Here is an 18771-nt window from a genome sequence, read left to right on the forward strand (position 1 = left end):
CCGCGAAGCGGAACCACCGGCCGTGATCGTCGGTATCCGCAATGATTACTTGATCATCCCGTGAAGCGACATTCGAAGTGACATTCCGAAGGCGGAGCCCAGCATGCCCATTCCCTCCTCCGCGGCCGAAGAAGCCGTCGCCGCCGGACTGGCCGCCGTACGGCCCGCGCTCGGGCCCTCGTACGCCGCCTCACTGGGCGGCGCACGGGCGGCCGTGCTCACCCGGTTGTGGCGGGCCCTGGCCTTCGAGCCCCTGCCGTGGGTCGTGGGCCGGGAGACAGCGCCGGTCGGTCTGGCGCTGCTGCTGGCGGGGGGAGGCCGGCTGGAGGGTCCGCCGCCGGACCCGTACGCGACGCGGCCGTACGTGGACGAGGTGCTGCTCGACGGCCGGGCCCACCGCCATGCCGGACGACTCGTCAGGGCCCTGGGGATCCCGCACGGGGAGGATTTCGCCGCCGAGCTGGACGCCAGTACGGCCTCCCTCGCGCTCTCCCGCGCCGGGCAGCCGCCCGCCGGGCAGGACCGTGCGGCACGGGCCACCTGGGAGTGGGAGCAGCGCGTGGTCGACGGCCATCCGTACCACCCCAACTGCCGCTCCCGGCCCGGTTTCTCGGTCGCGGAGCAGCTGGCGTACGCGCCCGAGCACCGGCCGGTGGTGGAGCTCGGCCTGGTCTCCGTACGGGCCGAGGAGTGCCTGGTCACCGGCGACTGGCCGCAGGAGATGCGCGACGCCGGGCGGATCCTGGTCCCGGTGCACCCGTGGCAGGCGGCGCACGTGCTGAAGCACGAGCGCGTGCGGACCGGTTTCGCGGCACACCCGCTGATGGCCCTGCGGACGCTGGCTCCCGCCGACGGCGGCGCGCACGTGAAGACGGCGCTGAGCGCCCGGCTGACCTCCTCCGTCCGGGACATCTCGGTCTACTCCATCGAGACGGCGGCGGCCGTGTCCGCCTTCGCCCAGGGCCTGGCCGAACGGCTCGACGGGCGGCTGCACATCACCCGCACCCTGGGCGCGGCGACCGCGCACAGCCCCGACCTCGCGGCCGTGCTGCGCGAGCCGCCCGAGGCGTACGCGGACGCCGCCGCCGGCGAGCGGGTGCTGCCGGTGGCGGCCCTGGCCTCCTACCCGCCGGCCCGATCGGCGGCCTGGCGGGCGCAGTTCGCCCGCCTCGCGCTGTCGGTGTGCCTGCGGGTGCTGGAGCTCGGGGTGGCGCTGGAGGCACACGGGCAGAACCTCCTGGTCGTCCTCTCCCCCGCCGGCGCGCCCGTGCGGCTGGTCTACCGCGACCTCGCCGACATCCGGATCAGCCCGGCCCGGCTGCGGGCGCACGGGCTGCCGGTGCCGCCGCTGTCGGGCCGGCTGGTCACGGACGACGTGGCCGTCCTGCGCCGCAAGCTGTTCGGGTCCCTGCTGACGGGGGCGCTCGGCGCCACGTCGGGCTCGTCCGCAGCCTTCGCCGAGGCGCTCGCGGAGGCGGCCGCCCTGCCGGCCACCGCCGACACCGAGGCCCTGCTGACGGGCCCGCTGCCCACGAAGGCGCTCACCCTCATGCGGCTGAGCCCGGGGGTCCCGGGCGACCAGTGGGCGGAACTGCCCAATCCGCTGGCCGGAGGGTGATCCGGGGCCCCGGGCGGGCTACTGTTCAGGGGCATGACAGCTTCCTCGTACCTGCACTCCGTACGGGCGTCCTACGACGCCGTCGCCGTCGACTACGCGCGGCTGCTCGGCACGGAACTGGCCGGGAAGCCGCTGGACAGAGCCGTGCTGGCCGCCTTCGCCGAGTGCGTGCGCGGGGAGGAGGGCGGCGCCGGCCGGGCGGTCGCCGACCTGGGCTGCGGCCCGGGCCGGGTGACGGCACACCTGGACGGGCTCGGTGTACGGGCCTTCGGGGTGGACCTGTCCCCGGCGATGGTGGCGGTGGCCCGCCGGGCCTACCGGGGGCTGCGGTTCGAGGTGGGGTCGATGGCCGCGCTGGACGTGGCGGACGGGGTGCTGGGCGGGGTCCTCGCCTGGTACTCCACCGTCCACACGCCGCCCTCGGAACTGCCCGGGGTGTTCCGGGAGTTCGCCCGCGTACTGGCGCCGGGCGGTCACGCCCTGATCGCCTTCGAAGCGGGCGACGAACGCGTCCGGCTGGAGCACGCGTACGGGCACCCCGTCGACCTCGACCTCTACCGGATCCCGCCCGACCGGCTCGCCGCCCTGCTGGCCGGCGCCGGCCTGACCGAGGTGGCCCGCCTCCTCCGCGAGCCGACCCCCCGAGAAACCGCCCCGCAGGCCTTCCTGCTGGCCCGCAAGGGGTAGGGGGTCCCTTCCGGACCTTCTCCGACCCGCCGCGGCCGAAATCCGTTGGCGGGCGGGCGGAGGCGCGGGCGATCACGGGCTGCCGCCGTTCCCTGCCCGGGACGGCGGCGCTTTCGTGTCGCGCTGCCGCCCGGAGGGACCGCCTGGCCGGACCGCGCACGGCGGGCCCGCCGGCTGCGGGCGGACCTCGCGGGGCCCGGGTCGCCCTGGACGCGGGGCGGGTGCTGGAGACCGTGAGCGCGGGCGAGTACGCGGTCCTCTTCGCAGGCGGGCAGCGGCTGGTCCTGCGGCCGGTGGAGGATTCCGACAAGGCCGAGCGGCGGCTGTTGATGTGGTGTACGCGGGCTGCGTCTACGCGGCGCAGGGGCACAGCCCGGGCAGCTCGTACGTCGTAGGGCGGTCCCCGGACGGCGAGGTGCTGTGGGAGCACCGCGCCGACCACTGCGCGACGGCGCTGGACTCGGACGGCGAGACGGTCTGCGTGACGGTCAACTCCGGAGCCCTGACGGCCCTGGACGCCGCGACGGGCGCGGTGCTGCGGCGGACCGCCCTCGCCGTCGGCGGCCCTGTCCTGGAGTACGGGCGACCGGCCGCAGCAGTGGTGCTGTTCGGCGACGAGCCGCGGGTCACGGGCGGCAGCGGGCCGGCTCCGTACACTGATGGGCATGGCATGCCGCATCAGTGAGCTGGTCCTGGACTGTGCCGAGCCCGAACGGCTCGCCGAGTTCTGGAGCAAGGTCCTCGGCTACGTCGAACTCGGACGCGAGGACGACGGGAGCATCGAGATCGGGCCGCCCGGCGCTGGCTTCGGCGGCCCGCAGCCCACGCTCGTCCTCAGCCCGAGCGACACCCCGCGGACCGGCAAACTCCGTCTGCACATCGACGTCAACGCCACCGATCGCGACCAGGCCGCCGAGCTGGAACGGCTGCTCGCACTCGGCGCCAGACCCGTCGACATCGGCCAGGACGGCACGGAGAACTGGCACGTCCTGGCCGACCCGGAGGGCAACGAGTTCTGCCTCCTCCACCGCCGCCTCCAGCCCCTCGGCCCGCCGGCACCCTGACGCCGAGCGCCCTGCCGGGCGGCCCCGCGCACCCGTGGCCGGGGCCGCGCGCTGGTGGCGGTGGGCCGAGATCCTCGCAAGGCTGACGCGGCTCAGCGGCCGGGGCCCAACCGCCCCGCACCGGAGCGAGGATGAGCCCCGTGAACCTTCAGCTGCACCTCGACCGCACGCTCGACGAGCTGGACCCACCGCGCTGGACGCCTCCGGCCGCCGACTCGACCTGTCTGGTGCACAAGGTGCACGGGCTGCGCCGCGCGCCCCTGGGCGAGCTGCGGCCGGCCGACCTGCTCACCCTCGTCACGCAGCGGGTGGCGCTCCCGTTCGTCCTTCCCCTCGCGGTGCGCCTGCTGGCCGAGGAGCCGCTGCTGGACGCCTACTTCTACGAGGGGGACCTGCTGCTCGCGACCGTCACGGTCCCCGCGGAGGCCTGGGCCGTGCTGCCGGAGCTGGAGGCGCGGCTGCGGGCCGTCGTCGCCGGTCTGCCCCGGACGGCGGTGGAGGAGCTGCCGGGTGGGGGCGCCGGGGAGCTGGAACGGTTCGCCGCGCGGGGCTGATCGCGGGGTGCCGGGTCACCAGCGCAGGGGGAGCTGGGTCACGCCGCGCATCAGGGTGCCCGGCAGCCAGTCGCGCGGGCCCGCGTCCGGGTCCTCGGCCAGGTCGGGGAAACGTTCCAGCAGCGAGCGGATCGCGATGCGGCCCTCCATGCGGGCGAGCGGTGCGCCGAGGCAGTAGTGGATGCCGTGGCCGAACGCCAGGTGGCCCGGGCCGGTACGGCGGATGTCGAACACCTCGGGCCCGGGCCCGGCGAAGCGCGCCGGATCGCGGTCGGCCGCGGCGAGGGCGACCATGACGGAGGATCCGGTCGTGATGGGGACGCCGCCCAGCTCCAGATCGGTGTCGGCGAAGCGGTACGTGGCGTGCTGTACGGGGCCGTCGTAGCGCAGCATCTCCTCCACCGCGCCGTCGATCAGCCCGTCCGGGTCGGCGCGCAGCGCGGCGAGCTGGTCGGGGTGGTCGAGCAGGGCCCGTACCCCGTTGCCGATCAGATTGACGGTTGTCTCGTGGCCCGCGACCAGCAGCAGGAAGGCCATTCCGATCAGCTCGTCCGGGGAGAGCTGATCGCCGTCCTCGTCGCGGGTCCGGATCAGGGCGCTGAGCAGGTCGTCGCCCGGGTCCTGGGCCTTGGCGGCGACGAGTTCGGAGAGGTACGCGGTCATCTCCTCCAGGACGCGGGGGTCCGCGCCGACGCCGTCGAGCGGGGCGACGATCTCGCCCGACCAGTAGCGGAAGCGGGCCCGGTCCAGGTCGGGGACGCCCAGCAGCTCGCAGATGAGGGTCATCGGCAGCGGTACGGCGAAGGTCCGGATCAGGTCGGCCCGGCGGCCGGGCAGGGCCTCCATCGCGTCCAGCAGCCCGTCGGCGATCTGCTGGACGCGGGGCCGCAGGGACTCGACCCGGCGGGTGGTGAACTCGCGGGCCACCAGGCGCCGCAGCCGGGTGTGGTGCGGCGGGTCGGTGTCCAGCATGTTGGTGGCGACGGCGTGGACCTGCGCGACCTCGAACAGCTCCGATCCGAGCCAGTTCTTCGACAGGGCGGGGTGGCTCAGGGCCTCCCTCGCCTCCTCGTGGCCGACGACCAGCCAGGCACGTTCGCCGCCCAGGACCAGCCGGTGGACAGGGCCGGTGGCGCGCAGGGCCTCGTAGAAGGGGTACGGGTCGGCGTTGAACTCTTCGGCGTGCGCGGTGAGATCCACAAGACTCATGGGGGCAGCGTACGGCGGCGGGTTCGCCCGGCGGGGGATGGTCGCAGGGTTTCCACGAGGGCGACCCGGTCTGCACATATGACGAGTCGAACCGTTTCCGCGATGAGCCGTTCGGGGGTCAACGCGGTGCGCGTGGGACCCGCCTGCACCGGGATCCGGACGGACGGTGGCAGGAAGGAGGTATGAGCCTCCCTCGGCGCCAGGTACTCGGCGGTGCTGCCGCGGCCGTCCTCGCCACCGTCGGCGCGGCGGCCCGGGGCCCGGACTACGGCGCGCTGGCCCTCGGCATCGACGGGCGGCTGGTGCTTCCCGGGGACCGCGACTACCCGGAGGCCCGGCGGCTGTTCCAGCCCCGCTACGACGCAGCAACACCGGCCGCCGTCGCCTATCCCGCGCACGCCGGGGACGTCGCCGTCTGCCTGGACTTCGCCCGTCGCGCGGCCGTGCCCGTGGTGCCGCGCGGCGGCGGGCACAGCTACGCCGGCTGGTCCACCCGGACCGGCGCCCTGGTCGTCGACACCGGAGCGATGGCCGCGGTGACGGTCGAGGGGGACGGCGTACGGATCGGCGCGGGCGCCCGGCTCGGCGACGTGCACGCGGCCCTCGCCGCGCGGGGCCTGTCCGTCCCCGCCGGGCTGTGCCCCTCCGTCGGCATCGCCGGGCTCACGCTCGGCGGCGGGCTCGGCCTGGCCTCGCGGGCGTACGGCACCACCGCCGACCGGCTGACCGGGGCACGGGTGGTCACTGCCGACGGGACCGTCCGCGAGGTCTCGGCGGAGCGGGACGGGGATCCGGATCTGTTCTGGGCCCTGCGCGGCGGTGGCGGCGGCAACTTCGGCGTGGTGACCGAGTTCCGCTTCCGGACGCACCGGGCCGGCGACTGCGCCTTCGCGGAACTCCACTGGCCGGCCGCCGGTTCCGCGGACGTCCTGCGCGGCTGGCAGCGCTGGCTGGCGGGCCTGCCGGACCCGTTCTGGAGCCAGGTGGAGTTCACCGTCGAGGCCGGATCCGGATCCGGGGCCCGGCCCGGACCCGGAACCGGGTCGGGCGACACGGCCGCCGCGGTGCCCTCGGTCCGGGTGGTGTGCCTCGACGGACGCACGGAACTGGAACGGCAGTTGACCCGGCTGGCCGACCTGGTGGGCGCAGCGCCGCGGGACAGCTGGACCGTCGTACGCAGCCACGGGGACACCCTGCGGGCCATGTCCGGGTGCCTGGACCTGAGCGCCGCGGAGTGCCGGCTGCCCGGCACCCTGCCCGGCCGGGACCCGCGGGGGCGGCTCGGCAGGGACTCGTACGCCGCCCGCTCCGACTTCTGGGCCGGCGCGGGGCTGCCGGACGCGGCGATCGGCGCGGTCCTGGACGCCGTCCGGAGGTACGGGGCCGGCGCTCCCCGGGGCGGGCTCGGCGTGGTGCAGTTCGACGGGGTCTGCGGCGGCGCCGTGAACCGGGTCGCGGTCGGCGACACCGCCTTCGCGCACCGCGACGGCGCCTTCCTCGCCCAGTACCTCGTCTACTGGCCCGAATCCGCGCCGGCCGCCGACGTGGCCCGGCACGAAGCCTGGCTCGACGGGCTGTGGCGGGACCTGCGCCCGTGGGCGAGCGGCCGCGCCTACCAGAACTACATCGACCCGAAGCTCAGCGGCTGGCGCGAGGCCTACTACGGCCCGAACCTCGCCCGGCTGGAGGAGGTCCGGCGCACCCACGATCCGGACCGGCTCTTCCGTTTCCCCCAGGCCGTTTAGGGAGTGTCCGGCATGCGACGTACGTTGACGGTGGCCGCGGCGGCGGCCGCCCTGCTGGTGTCCGCGGGGCCGCTGCCCGTGGCCGAGGCGGGGGGCGCCGCTGCGGTGGCCGCGGGCCGCTGGGGCGCGCACGAGGCGGAGTCCTTCTGGACGCCCGAGCGGATGGCATCGGCCCGCCCCCTGCCGCCCGGCCCCCCGGAGCCGGACGCGGCACCGCAGGCCGCCGTGGCACCGCAGGCCCCCGCCGCGCCACAGCCGCCAGTACCGCCGGTGTCGCCGGCGCCGCCCGTGCCGCCCGTGCCGCCCGTGCCGCCCGTCGGGATTCCGCCGGTCGCACCGGTCCCACCCGCCCAGCCGGTCCCAGTGCCGACGCCGTCCCCCACCGTTACCACGCCCCAGTCCACGCCCGAGCCCTCGCCGACGCCGACGCCGACGCCCGTCACCCTCCCGGCACCCGCACCCGCACCGCCCGTACGTCCGGCCCTCCCCCGGATCCCGGCCGCCGGCCCCGGCGTCGGGCAGGACTTCGGCGGTCTCCCGGTCGTCGGCCGGATGTTCCTCGTCAAGGGCGGCGGCTCCTATTTCTGCACCGCGAGCGTGGTCGCCTCCCCCGGCCGCAACCTGGTGATCAGCGCCGCGCACTGCCTGCTCGGTGCCGACACCCAGCAGGTGGCCTTCGTACCGCAGTACACGCGGGCCAAGCCGCGGCCGTTCGGCATGTTCCCGGTCGTGCGTACGGCGGCCGGACGCTCCAGGATCTGGATCGACCAGCGCTACCGCGCCCAGGGCGTCAACCGCGCGGCCGCCCTCGACGTGGCCTTCGCACAGGTCGGGCCCGGCCCGAAGGGGCGGCGCGTACAGGACGTGGTCGGCGGCAACCGGCTGGTCACCGGCGCCGGTTACGCGCACGCGCGGGCCACGCTGATCGGGCACCCCTCCACCGCCGCCCGGCCGCGGCTGTGCGTGAACCGGACGACGAAGTACACCAGCGCCGACGCCCGGATCCCGGGCTCGTTCCTGCGCATCGCCTGCACCGGCTACCCGGGCGGCACCAGCGGCGGCCCGTTCCTGCTCCGCCTCGACGGCCGCACCGGGACCGGCGACGTGGTGGGCGTGATCGGCGGCTGGAAGACGGGCGGGGACAAGCCCGACGTGTCCTACAGCTCGTACTTCGGCGCGGACATCAGGAAGTTGTACCAGAAGGCGGTTGCCGGGGCGAAGGCGCGGTAAGGGCCCGCACCCACCGCGTCCGGCGCGGGTTGCCGACCGTCCGCGGGATCGTCGGCAGCCCGTCGCCCGTCAGCAGCTCGGCGGGTGCGAGGCCGAGCCGGCGGCGCAGGTCGGCCAGGGCCGCGTGGACGGGCGCCAGGACCACCTCGGCTCCCGGGGCGGCGGAGGCGAGGGCGTACGCGGTGGTCTCGATCGCCTCGGCGGCGTCCTCGGCCGCGGTCCGGCTCCACCCGCCGGGCGCTCCGGGCCCCCAGGGCGCGACGGTGTCGTAGAGGTGGCAGGCGGCATCGGCCGCGGCGTCGGCCCGTTCCCCGACGCCCGGCGCCGCGATGGTCGGCAGTTCCATGCCGGTCCAACGAGCCGGTCCCGCCCGGGGGTACGTGGGCGTTGATGCGGTTCGTACCGCCCGCTGGCTCTGCCGTTCACCCGACGGGAACGGCCCGGTCAGGAGGCGACCGTCTGCAGCCAGAGGGGCAGCAGCACCAGCGACACGAGCGAGGTCTTGATCACGACGGAGGCGGAGAGGCCGACACCCACGTCGTAGCGCTGGGCGAAGATGAACAGGTTCTGCGGGGTCGGCATCGCGGCGATCAGCACCAGGTACGCCAGCCAGTCGCCCCGCACCCCGAAGAGCAGCCCGCACACCGCCCACGTCAGCAGCGGGAACACCAGGCATTTGAAGGCGATCAGGGCCAGTTCCTCGCGCGTGGTGCCCCGCAGGTGGAGGCCGGCGCCGCCGAGGTGGAGGCCGAGGGCGAACAGGGCCACCGGCGAGGCGCTGTTCCCGACGAAGGCGGCTCCGTCGAGGACCACGGCCGGGACCCGCACCGAGAGCAGGTTGAGCAGGATGCCCGCGTTGCAGGCGAGGACCAGCGGGGTGGCGAGCGAGGCGCCGACGGCCCGGGACAGGCGCCGGCCCGGGCCGCCCCCGGCGGGGCCGGCGCGACCCAGCTCCATCAGGGCGATGACGACCAGGGACAGCACGCAGACCTGGAAGAGCAGGATCGGGAAGATCGGCGCGGCCGTCCCGAAGACGGTGATGAACACGGGGACGGCGAAGTAGGCGGTGTTCACCTGGACTCCGGCCATCACGCGCAGGGCCACCTCGCGGGGCTCCCGCCGGCCGCGGGCGACGGCCGCCACGGCCACGGCCGCCACGGCGACCGCCGCGGCCGCGGCGTATCCGCCGATCGCCCGCCAGTTGAACAGGGCGGCGAGATCGCTCGCGTAGATGTTGCCGAAGAGGTAGCACGGCACCGCGAAGAGGAAGGCGTAGTCGGAGAAGACCTTGGAGGCCTCGGCCGGAACGACCTTGCGGCGTGCGAGAAGGACCCCGCCGCCGAAGGCCAGCAGCACCGGCACGAGCTTCTCCAGCGCGGCCGCCCCGCCCATGCGAACATCTCCCCCATGATCGACTGGCGTGCAGCCTACCCCTGCGCCCCAGGCCGGCCCGGCGGAGCATAGGCTGGTGCGATCATGAGCGACAGAGCCCGCGAACGGACCGGAGGGCGCACCCCGGCAGGGGAGCCCGCCCGCACCGCCGACGCCCGTGAGCCCGGCGCCCTGACCCAGTTCGCCGCGGCCCTGCGCACGCCCGCCGCGGCGGCGCAGCCCCTGTTCGCGCAGGCCCCCAAGGCCTGGCAGCGGGCGCTTCCCTACGTCGTGGTCGGCATCTTCGTGGTCTCGCTGCTGCCGACGACGATCGTGGTGCTGACCAACGACTACGGGCTGGACGGCGGTTGGTCGGGGGCCCTCGGGGTGGCGCAGACCGTGCCGCTGCTCCTCGCGGTGACCCGGCCGCTGCCCGCATGGCTGCTCGTCCTGGTCGCGGACACCGTCGGTGCGGTCCTGCTGGCCCAGGCCGACAAGGTGGCCGGCCACCCCTGGCCGTGGACGCCGATGGCCGTCGTCGGCTACCTCGTGCTGATGGCCTGCCTGGGGCTGCGCGAGTCCATCCGGAACCTGGTCGGGGTGTGGCTGGCGACCGGCGCGCTCGGTGCGGTGCTGCGCTTCCTCCAGCCCGGGGCCACCGCGAACACCGCCGCGCTGCTCTTCGTGCTCAGCGGCATGGTGCTGGCTCTGACGGGTGCGTTGCGCGGTCTGGGCGACGCGCGCCAGCGGATCGCCGAGCAGGAGAGCATCAGCGAGGCCGAACGGTCCCGGCGCACCCTGCTGGAGGAACGCGCCCGAATCGCACGCGAGTTGCACGACGTCGTCGCCCACCACATGTCGGTGATCACCGTGCAGGCCGATTCGGCGCCCTACCGGCTGCCGGGCATGCCGGAGCCGGTGCAGCAGGAGTTCGCGGCGATCGCGGCCAGTGCGCGGGAGTCCCTCGGGGAGATGCGGCGGCTGCTGACCGTGCTGCGGGCCCCCGACGGGGCGGGCGGCGCGGGCGGCCCCGGCGGCGCCGACGGGGCCCGGGCTCCACAGCCGGGGATCGGCCGGCTCCAGCAGCTCGTGGAGACGACCGTGCGGGCGGGCCAGCCGGTGGAGCTGTCGCTGGCGGCCGGCGCGGCGCAGGCCGCCCCGCCCGCGGTGGACCTGTCGGCGTACCGGATCGTGCAGGAGGCCCTCGCCAACGTGGTGCGCCACGCGCCGGGCGCACCTACCCGGGTCTCGGTCACGGTCGACGACGACGAGGTGCTCGTGCTCGTCGTCAACGGTCCGGCGGCCCGGGACGCGGTGGTGGAGCCGGAGGGCCCGGGCACGGGGCACGGTCTCGTGGGGATGCGGGAGCGCGTACGGTTGACCGGCGGGACGCTGGACACCGGGCCGCTGCCCGACGGGGGCTTCCGGGTCGCCGCGCGCCTGCCGCTGCACGCCGGTGACGGGACCGCCGTCGGCACGAACGCAGCTCACGAAGCGAACGCAACCAACGACACGAACGACTTGAACGACTCGAACGGGGAGCGCAGTTGACCATCCGCGTGGTCATCGTCGACGACCAGGCCATGGTGCGGGCGGGGTTCGCCGCGCTGCTGTCCGCGCAGGCCGACATCGACGTGGTGGGCGAAGCCCCGGACGGACGCCAAGGCGTGCAGGTCTCCCGCTCCGCGCACCCCGACGTGGTGCTGATGGACGTGCGGATGCCGGAGATGGACGGGCTGACGGCGGCCCGGGAGATCCTCGACCCGCCGCCCGGGGTGGTGCACCGGCCGAGGGTGCTCATGCTGACCACCTTCGACATCGACGACTACGTGTACGAAGCCCTGCGCGCCGGGGCCTCCGGCTTCCTGCTGAAGGACGCCCCGCCGGCCGACCTGATCGCGGCCGTCCGGGTCGTCGCCTCGGGCGAGGCGCTGCTGGCGCCCTCGGTGACGCGGCGGCTGATCGCGGACTTCGTCCAGCAGCGGCCGGCGCCGCGCAAGGACCCGGCGCTGCGGCTGAACGGGCTGACACCGCGCGAGACCGAGGTGCTGGAGCTGATCGCGCGCGGGCTGTCGAACCAGGAGATCGCCGGTCACCTGGTACTGGCGGAGCAGACGGTGAAGACGCACATCGGGCGGGTGCTGGCCAAACTCGACCTGCGGGACCGGGCCCAGGCCGTGATCTTCGCCTACGAGGCGGGCCTGGTGCGCCCGGGCGACTCGGCCTGATCCGAGGAGCCGGGTCGCTCGCCGCGGCCGTCTCCTCCACCCCCTACCGGGGTATGACATCCGACTTGGCTCCACGGTCCGACGTACGTGGTGGTGTCGCCTTCCTACCTTCCTCCTCGTCACGAGGAGAGGAGAAGGGGCATGCGCCGCTTCGGAAGGACGCTGGTCACGGCCGCGCTGGCGGTGGCCGTCGTCGGGGGAACCGCCGGATGGGCTTCGGGCGACAGCCAGTCGGCGGTCACCGGGCCGCCGCCGGGCAGCGCCGCCTGGCGGGCCGACACGGCGTACGGCAGGGCGCTGCCCGATCCCGCGACGGCGACGCCGCAGGAGGTGGCCCGGTTCTTCGCCGGGCTGGACGACGCGGCGCGCGCCGCGCTCGTACGGTCCCACCCGCTGGTGGTGGGCAACCTCGACGGGGCGCCGCTCCCCCTGCGGTACGAGGCCAACCGGCTCGCCGTCGCCGCCACGGGTGACGCGCGGTACGCGTCCCTGGCCGCGCCCGACCGGCGGATCCTGGCCTTCGACCCGCGCGGCCGGGGCCAGGTCGCCGAGGTCTTCGGGGACCTGGAGCACGCCGCGCACGTGTCGGTGATCGTGCCCGGCTCCGACAACGACGCCGCCTCCGACGACGCCCGGCGCGCGCCGCACACCGGTCCGGCGGGAATGGCCCGGGCGCTGCGCACGGCGACCGAAACCCCTGCGGCCGGCGGGTCGGTGGCCAACAGGTCGGTGGCCGGCGGGTCGGTGGCCGTCATCGCGTGGACCGGGTACACCACCCCGGTCGGCGTCGGCCTCGACGCGGCCGACGGACGGCTTGCCTCGGCCGGGGCGACCCGCCTGGCCCGCTTCACCGCGGGTCTCGACGCGGTCGGCGCACCCGACCCGGTGCTGTTCTGCCACAGCTACGGCTCGGTGGTCTGCGGACTGGCGGCCCGGCACACCGACGCGACCGACGTCGTGGCCTTCGGGTCCCCCGGCATGCGGGCGGACACCGCGGCCGCCCTGCACACCGGGGCGCGCGTCTGGGCGGCCCGGGGTCCCTCGGACTGGATCGCGGACGTTCCGAACGTCCGCTTCGCCGGCCTCGGCCACGGCGCCGACCCCGCCTCCGCGGCCTTCGGCGCGCGCCGGGTGCCCGCCGCCGACGTGCGGGGCCACACCGGCTACTTCACGCCCGGTACGCAGTCCCTCGCGGCGTTCGCCGCGATCGCGAAGGGAGAGGCCGCCCGATGAGCGCCTCCGCCCTGTCGGCACCGCTGCGCAAGACCGCCGAGCGGATCGACCGGCAGACCCCCGCCCACCGCGACCGGGCGGTCGACGGGCTGCGCGCCCTGGCCCTGCTGGCCGTGCCGACCGGCCACTGGCTGCTCGGCGGTTTCACGCTCGACGCCGACGGCGGTCTGCACAACGCCAGTCCCCTGTCGGCCTTCGGCGCCCTGGCCCCGGCCGGCTGGGTGCTCCAGATGCTGGGCATCTTCTTCCTCGTCGGCGGGTACGCCTCGGCGCTCTCCTACCGGCGGCGCCCCGGGTCGGCGCGCGCCTGGCTGAAGGGCCGGATCGTACGCCTGGGCCGGCCCGTGCTCGGGGTGACGGCCGTGTGGGCGCTGGCCGCGCCGGTGCTGTACGCGGCCGGGGTGCCGGAGGCGTCACTGCGGACCGGCGCGAAGCTGGTCGTCCAACCGCTGTGGTTCGTCGGGGTGTACGTGGTGGTCACCGCGCTGACCCCGTACTGCGTGCGGGCCGCGCGCCGGCTCGGCGGCTGGGCGGCGGCCCCGCTGATCGCCTCGGTCGCGGTGGTGGACCTCCTGCGCTACGGGCCGTTCGCCGAGTCCGTGCCGTCCTGGCTGTCGGTGCTGAACATCCTGCCGGGCTGGCTGTTCGCTTACCAGCTGGGCGTGTCCTGGGCCGAGCGGCGGATCGGGCGCCGCGGGGCCTGGCTGCTGCTGGCCGGCGGGGCGCTGTTGTTCGCGGCGCTGCTGGCGGTCTTCCACTATCCGGCGTCGATGGTGGGGGTGCCGGGGGCGGTGCGGACCAATTCGCACCCGCCGTCGCTGCTCGTGCCGGCCCTGGCCTCGGCGCAGTCGGGTGCGGCCATGCTGTTGCGGGACCGGCTGGCGCGGCTGCTGGCCCGGCCCGCCCTGTGGGCTCCGGTGGTCGTGGTCAACCTGTGCGCGATGACGATCCTGTGCTGGCACCAGACGGCGATGCTGGCCGCGGCGGTACCCGCCTCGTTCGCCGGTGGGGTGGCCGGGCTGACGACGGCGCCGGACAGCCTGGGATGGATCGCGGCGCGGGTGGCGTGGATGCCGGTGTTCGCTGCCCTGCTGGTGGGGATCGCCCGGTACGCGCGACGGTTCGAGGCACCGCCGGCGGCGGGCCGGCCGGCGAGCGCACTGCGTCGTACGGTGGCGGGGCTGCTGGCGGTGGGCTTCGGGCTGTTCGCGCTGGGCCTGGCGTAGCGGAGCCCGGACGCCGGACGGTGACGGCACGTGTCCGAAGGCCGGGTACGAAGAGAGCGCCGCTCCCCTGACGGAGCGGCGCTCTCGACGCGTTCGGGTGCTCCCGCGTCAGGCGATCGAGGCGGCGACGATCGCGGCGACGGCCAGGTTGCAGGCGGAGGAGACCCAGACCGCCGGGTGGGGCTGCGGGTCGACGACGATGGCGCCGAGCTTGCCCGGGGTCACCAGGTCGAGCACCAGGAAGGCCACCGCCATCAGGACCAGGCCGAGGAGCCCGAAGGCGGCCGTCGACGCCAGGCCCTTGCCGAAGTCGTCGTAGGTGGTCCAGATCGACGTGAAGACGATGCCGCCGATGCCGAGGAGCGCCGAGCTGAGGAAGAGGGCCGCGTTGCGGTTGCGCTCCTCCCAGATCTGCTTCGGGAGCTTCCCGGGCGTCAGCACGTCCACGAGGACGATGCCGAGGATCAGCAGGACCAGGCCCAGGGCACCATAGGCGCTGGTTCGGCCAAGTCCGTTGATGATGTCGCTCATTGAGAAGCCTGTCTCCGATTGGTGGGAAAATACACGCCGTGGGGAGGCCGAATCTATCGCACGGCCTTCCGGCAGACCATGGGGAGGTCAGCGAATGGTAAAGGTCAGGGCCGCACGGGCGGCCGAGGCGGAGGCCCTGACCGGGCTGGTGATGCGCTCCAAGGCGCACTGGGGGTACGACGCCGGGTTCCTGGCCGCCTGCGCCCCGGAACTGCGGATCCGGCCCGAAGAGGTGACCGCGCGCCGGATCGTGGTCGCCGAGGACCCGCAGGGGACGGTCCTCGGGCTCGCCTCCCTGGAGGGCGCCGCCCCGCTGGCGACGCTGGGGCTGCTCTTCGTCGAACCGTCCGCCATCGGGCAGGGCGTGGGGCGGCTCCTGTACCGGGACGTGCTGCGGCGGGCCGTGGAGCAGGGCGTGCGCAGGCTGGTCATCGACTCGGATCCGCACGCGGCCGGCTTCTACCGGGCGATGGGCGCGGTCGCGGAGCCGACCGGACCGACCGCGGCGGATGCTGCTGTCGCGGCGGCAGACCCGGCGGCCGGCCCCAACGGGCAGCTGGTGCGGTTCGAGGCGGCTCCGGCCCCGCTCGCCGACTGGGCACGGGCCTGGACCGGCGGCGGGCGGGCCGTGCACGTGGGCAACGTCGCGGAGTTCAACGCGCAGTTCGGCGACTCTTCCCTGGACCGCGAGCAGGCGGCCGCGCACCACTACTCCTGCCTGGCCGCCTTCTACAGCCCCTGCCCGTCCGCCCTGGTGCTGCCCCGGGCGGTGCCCGCAGGCTGGATCGACCTGGTCTGCCGGCAACTGGGCTGGACCGGGGTCGAGGTGTACGACGGCCTGGTGGACCGGGGTCCCGGGCTCGTGGACGCCGTACGGGCCCGGCCGGCGCTGGCCGCACGGCTGACGGGGGCCGGGGAGCCGCTCGTACCGTGGGGGCTCACCCGGCCGTTCGGGCTGCTGACGGGGCGGCCGTGGCGGTCCGGGGAGCTGCGCTACGAGTCGAAGGCCGCGGCGCACGGCCTGTTCGAGCGGATCCTGGCGGAGGGCGGCCATCCCGGGATCGTGCTGCCCGCGCAGGTGCGGGCGGCGACGCGGTGGGCGGCGGCGCGGCTGCTGGCCGCGCGGGCGCGGGCGGGGAAGAGCACCGTTCTGAAATCGGAGCACGGCGTCGGGGGTTCGGGCACGACCGTGGTCACGGCCGGGCAGGTGCGGGCGGCGGGCGGTGCCCGGACCGTTCTGCGGCGGCTGCCGCGCGGACCGCTGCTGGTGGAGGAGTTCGTCGAGGGCCCGCCGGATCCGGGCGCCGCCCGGGACCTGACGTACGACGGTTTCGTGGACGCGGCGGGCCAGGTGCACGAGGTCGGCGCGGCCCTGATGGACGTGACGGCGGGTGCCTACCGCGGAGCCACGGTGGGCCCCGGGGCGGTGCCGGAGTGGGCGGAGAAGCCGATCCTCGCCTTCGGTGCGGCGGTGGGCCGGGAGCTGGCGGCGTCCGGCTACCGGGGCTGGTTCGACGTGGACTTCGTCGCGGACGCCGCGGGGCGGCTGGCGCCGACCGAGACGAACCTGCGGCTGACCGGGCCGTCGATCGCCTTCATGGTGGCGGCCCGGCTCGACGCGCTGCGGGGCGCGGGGCACCTCGTACGGATCGCCGACCGGGTGGAGCTCGGGGCTCGGCTGCCCGAGGCACAGCTGGACGAACTGTGCGCGGACCTGGCCCGGGCGTGCGCGGACCTCGGGGCAGTGTTCGTCCCCGCGATCCCGACGGGAGCCTTCGATCCGGCGCCCTGGCTGGGGGTGCTGGTGGCCGCGCACGGCCTGGAGGCCCTGGACGCGGCCGAGGCCCTGGTGCGCTCCGGGGCGGCGGCCGTCGGCGCGATGTTCGACGCCCCGACGCCCGCCGCCCCATGAGCGTTCGCGGACGGCCGGTGGTCAGGTCCTGTCCTCGAAGTCGAAGGGCGAGTCCGGCCTGCGGGCGAGGTGGACGGCGACGAGGAGGCCCGCGATCATCAGGGGGATGTTGAAGGTGTAGACGAGGAAGGCCTGGAGGGGCCAGTCCTGTTTGGCCGCCAGGCGGTAGGCGTTGTCCTGCGGCCACCAGGCCAGCAGCAGGTAGCTCGCGGCGAGGTGGACGGCCCTGGTGCGGCCCGGGGGCCGGCCGCGTTCGCGGCGTTCGATCAGGCGGTACCCGGTGAACAGGAACGCGAGGCCCGCGCCGAAGGCCAGGCTTTCGGCCACGTAGAGCAGGAAGAAGAGGGCCGCCCACGGGTACGGCACGGCGGAGAGGTCCGTGGATCCGGGCCACACGACGTTGGTGAGCGCCAGGGTGAGGAAGGCGAGGACGATCGTCAGGCACCCGGCGGCGACGACGCGGCCGCCGTCCGGGTCGCCCACGTTGGCGGCCGCCCGGGCGAACTTGCTGCCGTGCAGCGCGGGGCGTTCGGAGACGGGCTGTGTGGGCAGCGGCAGGGCGGAGCGGTCCTCCTGTCCGCCCCGCTTGCGCGGCAGGGCCCTCAGCCGGATGAGGATGGTCGGCGTCACTTCCTTGAGGACGACGCCCGCGAGGTGGTTGCGCAGGCCGTAGATCTCCGGCAGCGGCGCGGAGGCGTCCCAGGCCGGGTCGCCCGGCGGCGGGGACACGTAGGCGACGAGCCGGCGCTCCCCGTCCTTGCCGACGCCGTCGACGAGGGCGACGAGGGCGGCGCCGATGCCCGGGTGGGTGCGGATCGCCGCTTCGACGGGGTGTGGGTCGAAGGAGCCTCCGTGGCGGGGGATCCGGTCCCGGATCCGGCCGGCGTACTCCAGCAGGCCGTCGGGGCGGAGCACGCCGAGGTCGCCGGTGGGTATCGCGTCACCGCCGCCGGGCGGGGTGAGGTGTATCTCGCCGCCCCGCACGTGGACCTGGCACCCCGCGAAGGGGGTGCCCAGCAGGGAGAGCCGCTCCGGTTCGGCGACGGGGGCGGGCAGCTGCGGGAGTTCGAAGCAGGTGCCCGCTCCGGCGGTCTCGGTGAGGCCGTAGACGTCGAGGATCCGTACGCCGGGACGCAGGCGGACGTGCAGGGCGTCCAGTTCGTCGAGGTGGAGGCGGTCGCCGGTGACGGTGGCCAGCCGCAGCGAGCGCAGCGGCCGGGGACCGGTCCTGCGGTCCGCTGCGGTGGGCCTGGGGCCGTCGATCACCAGCGCGGCGATGCCGGCGGGGTCGGAGTGCAGGACGGTGACCTTCTGGGCCTCCACCGCCGTGCGGACCTGGTACGGGTGCTCGGTCCGCCAGGAGGCGTCGGGCGGCAGGACGAGAGCGCCGCCCGTGCACAGGACCCGGGTCCATCCGGCGGCGAAGGCGGTGACGTCCGGGCGGGCGGTGATGAGGTGCCGGTCCTGCGGGGTCGGCCGGGCCAGCTCCGTCCAGCCCGAGTGGGCGGCGAGCAGCACGGCGTGGCCGACGGGTACGGGCCGCGGTTCGGTGCTCGCCGTGAACAGGACGGCCGCGCGGCCGGCTTCCGGCGTGACGCGGCCGTCGGCCGCCTCCGTGAGGTCCGGTGCGTAGCCGGGCCGGGCGGCGATCTCGGTGGCGTCGTCGTCGGTCCGGATCGCGCGCAGGCCCGAGGCCGTGTCGAGGGCGGCCCGGTGGGGCGAGTGGGTGAGCAGTGCGAAGGGCGCCAAGGGCCCGAGTGCGGTGAGCTGTTGGCGCCCGGTGCGGGGCGTTTCGGCGTCGACGACGGCGTAGGATCCGCCGGCTTTCAGGACGGCGAGGATGCCGACGACGAGCTCGTCGTGCCGGGTGGTGCCGATGGCGACGAGACCGCCGGGCGGCAGGCCCTGGGCGAGCAGATGGTGCGCCAGCCGGTTGGCCCGGGCGTCCAGCACCCCGTAGGGGAGCTGGTGCTTCGGGGCGGCGATGAGGGCGGGCGCCTCGGGCGTGTCCCGCGCCCAGCGCTCGAAGTGGTGCAGGACGGTGTCGGTGGTGCCCTTGGAGAATCGGACGGACTCGGATCCCTGCGTCATGGACCGATGATGCCACCAGGCACCGACAGCGGAGGAGCCCCGAAGTCGCTTGAGCTCGCACGCAGTTGCTCC

Annotated in this window: 17 protein-coding genes; 12 read left to right on the forward strand and 5 right to left on the reverse strand. The window is 75.3% G+C overall.

Features of this window, described 5'->3' with window-relative positions; all coding sequences use genetic code 11:
• Positions 1-103: 103 nt before the first annotated feature.
• The 5 genes from OHA91_RS02800 to OHA91_RS02820 all read left to right on the forward strand — a co-directional run bounded on the left by OHA91_RS02800 (position 104) and on the right by OHA91_RS02820 (position 3923).
• Positions 104-1618, forward strand: coding sequence for an IucA/IucC family siderophore biosynthesis protein (locus OHA91_RS02800; protein ID WP_328738482.1), 1515 nt, complete (start codon positions 104-106; stop codon positions 1616-1618).
• 33 nt (positions 1619-1651) lie between these two features.
• The gene (locus OHA91_RS02805) at positions 1652-2305 is read left to right on the forward strand and encodes a class I SAM-dependent methyltransferase (RefSeq protein WP_328738483.1); all 654 of its coding nucleotides are present in this window, start codon (positions 1652-1654) and stop codon (positions 2303-2305) included.
• Between the two features lie 331 nt (positions 2306-2636).
• Positions 2637-2990, forward strand: coding sequence for a hypothetical protein (locus tag OHA91_RS02810; protein ID WP_328738484.1), 354 nt, complete (start codon positions 2637-2639; stop codon positions 2988-2990).
• Positions 2971-3369, forward strand: a complete 399-nt coding sequence (locus tag OHA91_RS02815) for a VOC family protein (RefSeq protein ID WP_328738485.1) — start codon at positions 2971-2973, stop codon at positions 3367-3369. Before OHA91_RS02810 ends, OHA91_RS02815 begins: the two co-directional genes overlap by 20 nt.
• 140 nt (positions 3370-3509) lie before the next feature.
• Positions 3510-3923 carry a contact-dependent growth inhibition system immunity protein gene (locus OHA91_RS02820; RefSeq protein WP_408059149.1) on the forward strand — a complete coding sequence of 138 codons (414 nt, stop codon included), beginning with the start codon at positions 3510-3512 and terminating at the stop codon, positions 3921-3923.
• Positions 3924-3938: 15 nt separating this feature from the next.
• Here the strand turns inward: OHA91_RS02820 and OHA91_RS02825 are convergent, their stop codons facing one another.
• The gene (locus OHA91_RS02825) at positions 3939-5132 is read right to left on the reverse strand and encodes a cytochrome P450 family protein (RefSeq protein ID WP_266495908.1); all 1194 of its coding nucleotides are present in this window, start codon (positions 5130-5132) and stop codon (positions 3939-3941) included.
• Between the two features lie 182 nt (positions 5133-5314).
• Here OHA91_RS02825 and OHA91_RS02830 point away from each other — a divergent pair, with 182 nt between their 5' ends.
• Positions 5315-6877 (forward strand): FAD-binding oxidoreductase, encoded by a 1563-nt coding sequence (locus OHA91_RS02830; RefSeq protein WP_328738487.1) that lies wholly within the window; start codon positions 5315-5317, stop codon positions 6875-6877.
• Between the two features lie 12 nt (positions 6878-6889).
• Entirely contained in the window at positions 6890-8107 is a 1218-nt protein-coding gene (locus tag OHA91_RS02835; RefSeq protein ID WP_328738488.1) for a trypsin-like peptidase domain-containing protein, read from the forward strand.
• Here OHA91_RS02835 and OHA91_RS02840 read toward each other — a convergent pair.
• Together OHA91_RS02840 and OHA91_RS02845 are read right to left on the reverse strand one after the other, a co-directional pair.
• Positions 8061-8453: a hypothetical protein gene (locus OHA91_RS02840; RefSeq protein WP_266495904.1), complete on the reverse strand. Its 393-nt coding sequence runs from the start codon at positions 8451-8453 to the stop codon at positions 8061-8063. The genes OHA91_RS02835 and OHA91_RS02840 overlap by 47 nt on opposite strands.
• Before the next feature lie 98 nt (positions 8454-8551).
• Positions 8552-9499, reverse strand: coding sequence for an AEC family transporter (locus tag OHA91_RS02845; protein WP_266495902.1), 948 nt, complete (start codon positions 9497-9499; stop codon positions 8552-8554).
• A gap of 84 nt (positions 9500-9583) precedes the next feature.
• On the opposite strand from OHA91_RS02845, the gene OHA91_RS02850 reads away from it, so the two are divergent.
• From OHA91_RS02850 to OHA91_RS02865, 4 genes are all read left to right on the forward strand, one after another.
• Positions 9584-11029, forward strand: coding sequence for a sensor histidine kinase (locus OHA91_RS02850; protein WP_328738489.1), 1446 nt, complete (start codon positions 9584-9586; stop codon positions 11027-11029).
• On the forward strand, positions 11026-11706 hold the full coding sequence (locus tag OHA91_RS02855; protein ID WP_266495897.1) for a response regulator: 681 nt from the start codon (positions 11026-11028) through the stop codon (positions 11704-11706). The genes OHA91_RS02850 and OHA91_RS02855 overlap by 4 nt, the downstream gene beginning before the upstream one ends.
• A gap of 141 nt (positions 11707-11847) precedes the next feature.
• The gene (locus OHA91_RS02860; protein ID WP_328738490.1) at positions 11848-12939 is read left to right on the forward strand and encodes an alpha/beta hydrolase; all 1092 of its coding nucleotides are present in this window, start codon (positions 11848-11850) and stop codon (positions 12937-12939) included.
• Positions 12936-14165, forward strand: a complete 1230-nt coding sequence (locus OHA91_RS02865) for an acyltransferase family protein (RefSeq protein ID WP_266495893.1) — start codon at positions 12936-12938, stop codon at positions 14163-14165. The genes OHA91_RS02860 and OHA91_RS02865 overlap by 4 nt, the downstream gene beginning before the upstream one ends.
• 108 nt (positions 14166-14273) lie before the next feature.
• Here OHA91_RS02865 and OHA91_RS02870 read toward each other — a convergent pair whose 3' ends face one another.
• The gene (locus OHA91_RS02870) at positions 14274-14696 is read right to left on the reverse strand and encodes a DUF350 domain-containing protein (RefSeq protein ID WP_266495891.1); all 423 of its coding nucleotides are present in this window, start codon (positions 14694-14696) and stop codon (positions 14274-14276) included.
• A 94-nt stretch (positions 14697-14790) separates the two neighbouring features.
• Between OHA91_RS02870 and OHA91_RS02875 the strand changes: the two genes are divergently transcribed.
• Positions 14791-16608, forward strand: a complete 1818-nt coding sequence (locus tag OHA91_RS02875) for a GNAT family N-acetyltransferase (protein ID WP_328738491.1) — start codon at positions 14791-14793, stop codon at positions 16606-16608.
• 21 nt (positions 16609-16629) lie between these two features.
• Here OHA91_RS02875 and OHA91_RS02880 read toward each other — a convergent pair whose 3' ends face one another.
• On the reverse strand, positions 16630-18699 hold the full coding sequence (locus OHA91_RS02880) for an AMP-binding protein (RefSeq protein WP_328738492.1): 2070 nt from the start codon (positions 18697-18699) through the stop codon (positions 16630-16632).
• Positions 18700-18771 lie beyond the last annotated feature (72 nt).

It is taken from the genome of Streptomyces erythrochromogenes (assembly GCF_036170895.1).
GTDB classification, from domain to species: domain Bacteria; phylum Actinomycetota; class Actinomycetes; order Streptomycetales; family Streptomycetaceae; genus Streptomyces; species Streptomyces erythrochromogenes.